The sequence below is a fragment of the Nocardioides albidus genome, assembly GCF_006335005.1.
GTDB classification, from domain to species: domain Bacteria; phylum Actinomycetota; class Actinomycetes; order Propionibacteriales; family Nocardioidaceae; genus Nocardioides; species Nocardioides albidus.
Window position 1 is genome coordinate 122,072 of record NZ_VDMP01000024.1, and the last position, 4,347, is coordinate 126,418.

At 71.8% G+C, this 4,347-nt stretch carries 4 protein-coding genes; all 4 read left to right on the forward strand.

Features of this window, described 5'->3' with window-relative positions; all coding sequences use genetic code 11:
• Window positions 1-91 precede the first annotated feature (91 nt).
• Window positions 92-1,462: a replication-associated recombination protein A gene (locus FHP29_RS11480; RefSeq protein ID WP_420813413.1), complete on the forward strand. Its 1,371-nt coding sequence runs from the start codon at window positions 92-94 to the stop codon at window positions 1,460-1,462.
• An 11-nt stretch (window positions 1,463-1,473) separates the two neighbouring features.
• Window positions 1,474-2,028, forward strand: coding sequence for a hypothetical protein (locus FHP29_RS11485; RefSeq protein ID WP_139622997.1), 555 nt, complete (start codon window positions 1,474-1,476; stop codon window positions 2,026-2,028).
• The gene (locus FHP29_RS11490; protein ID WP_139622998.1) at window positions 2,025-2,294 is read left to right on the forward strand and encodes a DUF6167 family protein; all 270 of its coding nucleotides are present in this window, start codon (window positions 2,025-2,027) and stop codon (window positions 2,292-2,294) included. The genes FHP29_RS11485 and FHP29_RS11490 overlap by 4 nt, the downstream gene beginning before the upstream one ends.
• A partial coding sequence (alaS, locus tag FHP29_RS11495; protein WP_240044452.1) for an alanine--tRNA ligase occupies window positions 2,291-4,347 on the forward strand: 2,057 nt, incomplete at its 3' end. The genes FHP29_RS11490 and alaS, both read left to right, overlap by 4 nt.

Consider the following 4,347-nt stretch of genomic DNA (forward strand, 5'->3'; position numbering starts at 1 on the left):
ACGTGGTTGGCTTGTGTAGGACGACAGTCCCCTCGGCGCCAAGACCGGGAGACGAGGGGGGCGTCGGGACCGGCCACTAGGGTGGGTGATCGTGGATGACGAGCCCGGCCTGTTCGACACCCCGGGCTCGCAGCGCGCGACGTCGGGCGGCTCGCTCGCCGACGCCACGCACGCCTCGGCGCCGCTCGCGGTGCGGATGCGCCCCCGTACGCTCGAGGAGCTCGTCGGCCAGGAGCAGCTGCGGGCGCCGGGCTCGCCGCTGCGGCAGCTCGTCGAGGGCGACCAGTCGCTCTCGCTGCTGCTGTGGGGCCCGCCCGGCACCGGCAAGACGACGATCGCCTCGATCATCAGCCAGCAGACGGGCCGTCGGTTCGTCGAGGTGTCGGCGGTCTCCGCGGGCGTCAAGGAGGTCCGCGCTGCCATTGACTCCGCTCGCCGCGAGTTGGTGGCGACGGGGGCCGAGACCGTCCTCTTCGTCGACGAGGTGCACCGCTTCAGCAAGGCCCAGCAGGACGCACTCCTCCCGGGCGTCGAGAACCGCTGGGTGACCCTGGTCGCGGCCACGACGGAGAACCCGTCGTTCAGCGTCATCTCACCCCTGCTCTCACGCAGCCTGCTGCTGCGCCTGCAACCGCTGACCGACGACGACATCCGGGCCGTGCTGGACCTGGCGGTCGCCGACGAGCGCGGACTCGGCGGTGAGATGGTGCTCGAGGAGGAGGCACGCGAGCACATCGTGCGCCTGGCCGGCGGTGACGCCCGTCGTTCGCTGACCTATCTCGAGGCCGCCGCCGGAGCGGCGCGGAGCAAGGGCAGCGCGACCATCGACGTGGTGACGGCGGAGACCGCCGCGGACCAGGCCGCCGTGCGCTACGACCGCGACGGGGACCAGCACTACGACGTCGTCAGCGCGTTCATCAAGTCGATCCGCGGCTCCGACGCCGACGCCGCCCTGCACTACCTCGCCCGGATGATCGAGGCCGGGGAGGACCCTCGGTTCATCACGCGCCGGCTGATGATCCTCGCCAGCGAGGACATCGGACTGGCCGACCCCACCGCCCTCACCACGGCCGTCGCGGCTGCCCAGGTGGTCCAGCTGATCGGCATGCCCGAGGCCCAGCTGACCCTGGCCCACGCCACCATCGCCCTGGCGGTGGCTCCCAAGTCCAACGCCGTGACGACCGCGATCGGCGAGGCGATCGGTGACGTGCGCGCCGGCAAGATCGGCCAGGTCCCCCCGCATCTGCGCGACGCGCACTACGCCGGCGCGAAGGCCCTCGGACACGGGAAGGGCTACGTCTACAGCCACGATGCGCCCTTCGGCGTCGCCGAGCAGCAGTACGCCCCCGACGTCGTGCTCGACGCCGCCTACTACCGTCCGACCGAGCTCGGCGCCGAGGCCGCGGTGAAGCAGCGGTGGGAGCGGGTACGCCGGATCATCCGTGGTGGGTCGAGCAAGTAGTCTTGTCCGTCGTGACCTCCGACCTCGCCGTCCCGACCTGGCTGGTCGTGCTGACCCTCGTCGCCGTCGTGGCGCTCGCGGTCACGGCGTACCGGCTGTCCCGCTCGGTGCGCCGGGCGCGCGGCCACACCGAGGCGCTGCTCACCGCCGCTGCCGAGGACGCGGAGGCGCTGCGCGAGCAGCTGGCCGGCATCGAGGCCGAGCTGCGCGCCCGGCCGGACGTCACGCCGCACGCGGCACGGGCCCCGGTCGCCGTGGTCGACGACCGCGAGTACGTCATCACCGACCTCGGCCAGGAGCAGGGGCCGCGCGTGCCCGCGCGCGTCGTCCCGGCCCCCATGTTCGCCGACATCCTGCTGCGTGAGAGCGTCATCAAGACCGCCGCGCTGGCCGCCGGGCTGCGCCGTGCACTGTCTCCGGAGGTCCGCAACCGGATCCGCTTCGAGATGAGGCGCGAGGTCAAGCGCTCACGCAAGGAGCGCCGGCTCATGCTCAAGGCCGCCCGCCGCGACTGGGAGTCCCGGCAGCGCGGCGCGTTGACCGGCGACCTCGAGGTCTCCTCGTGAAGGCGGGCGTCTGGTTCGCCGCCGGCGCCGCGGCCGGGGTCTACGGCATGGTCCGGGTCCGCCGGCTGGCCGAGGCCCTCACCCCCGACGGCATGCGCGACCGGATCGGGGCCGCCGTGCTCGGTGCCCGGATGTTCGGCGAGGAGGTCGCCCGCGGCCAGGCGGAGGCCGAGATCCATCTGCGGCAGCGCTTCGACGGCGCGGACGCCGGTCCGCCCCAACTGACGAGTCCCACCACCACATCCACCAGAGAAGGCGATCGATGAGCGAGCACCTCAGCAGCGCGGAGATCCGGAACCGGTTCCTCGCCCACTTCGAGGGGCGCGGCCACACCGTCGTACCGTCGGCGTCGCTGCTGCTCGACGACCCCAACCTGCTGTTCGTCAATGCGGGCATGGTGCCGTTCAAGCCCTACTTCCTGGGCCAGGAGACGCCGCCGTTCAAGCGGGCCACCAGCGTGCAGAAGTGCGTGCGCACCCTCGACATCGAGGAGGTCGGCAAGACCACCCGCCACGGCACCTTCTTCCAGATGAACGGCAACTTCTCCTTCGGCGACTACTTCAAGGAGGGTGCGATCCAGTACGCCTGGGAGCTGGTGACCGGCGACCAGGCGTCCGGCGGCCTCGGCTTCGACCCCGACCGGATCTGGGTCACCGTCCTGCCCGGCGACGACGAGGCGCGGCACTTCTGGAAGAGCGTCGCCGGCCTGCCCGACGAGCGCATCCAGCCGCGCGGCCTCAAGGACAACTACTGGAACATGGGCGTGCCCGGCCCCGGCGGACCGTGCAGCGAGATCTACGTCGACCGCGGCCCGGAGTTCGGTCCGGACGGCGGTCCCGACGCCGACGAGGACCGGTTCCTGGAGATCTGGAACCTGGTCTTCATGCAGGAGGAGCTCAGCGCCGTCCGCGCCAAGGACGACTTCGACATCGCCGGCCCGTTGCCGAGCAAGAACATCGACACCGGCATGGGCCTCGAGCGCGTCGCCTACCTGCTGCAGGGCAAGCAGAACATGTATGAGATCGACACGGTCTTCCCCGTCATCGAGAGGGCCATGGAGCTCTCCGGGAAGAAGTACGGCGCCGCGGGAGGCGACGGGCACGTCGACGACGTCCGCTTCCGGGTGGTCGCCGACCACGTGCGCAGCTCGCTCATGCTGATCGGCGACGGGGTCACCCCCGGCAACGAGGGCCGCGGCTACGTCCTGCGCCGCCTGCTGCGCCGCGCGGTGCGCAACATGCGGCTGCTCGGCTACCAGGACCCGGCGCTGCCCGAGCTGCTGCCGGTCTCGCGCGACAAGATGGGGGAGAGCTACCCCGAGCTGGTCTCCGGCTGGGACCGGATCGCCCAGGTGGCGTACGCCGAGGAGGAGGCCTTCCGCAAGACCCTGCAGGCCGGCACCCAGATCTTCGACCTCGCCGCCGGCGACGTGAAGACGTCGGGCGCCACGACCATCCCCGGTGACAAGGCGTTCGCCCTCCATGACACGTACGGCTTCCCGATCGACCTGACCCTCGAGATGGCTGCCGAGGCGGGCCTGTCGGTCGACGAGCCCGGCTTCCGGCAGCTCATGGCCGAGCAGCGCGAGCGGGCCAAGGCCGACGCGCGCGCCAAGAAGGGCCAGCACGCCGACACCGGCGTCTACCGCGGCATCCTCGACGCGAACGGCCCGACCGAGTGGCTGGCCTACGAGACCCTCGAGACCGAGTCCCGTCCGCTGGCCCTGCTGCGCGAGGGCGCGGCCGTGCGCACGCTGGCGACCGGTGATGTCGGTGAGGTCGTGCTGGACCGGACGCCGTTCTACGCCGAGTCCGGCGGTCAGGTGGCCGACGCCGGCGTCATCGAGTTCGAGGGCGGCAAGCTCGAGGTGCTCGACGTGCAGCGCCCGGTGCGCGGTCTGGTGGTCCACCAGGTGCGCGTCGTCGACGGCGAGCTGCCGGCCGACGCCAGGCTGCTGCACGCCAAGGTCGACCCGGAGTGGCGGACCGGAGCCCGGCAGGCGCACTCCGGCACCCACATCGTGCACGCGGCCCTGCGCGAGGTGCTCGGGCCGACCGCCCTGCAGTCCGGCTCCTTCAACCGCCCCGGCTACCTGCGCCTCGACTTCGGCTGGCTGAACGCGCTCACGCCCGAGCAGGTGCACGAGATCGAGCAGGTCTCCAACAACGCGCTGCGCGCCGACCTGCCGGTCGGGTGGCAGTACATGACTCTCGGCGAGGCGAAGGACTGGGGCGCGATCGCGCTGTTCGGCGAGACCTACGACGACCGATCAGTGCGTGTCGTCGAGATCGGCGGCCCGTGGTCGCGCGAGCTGTGCGG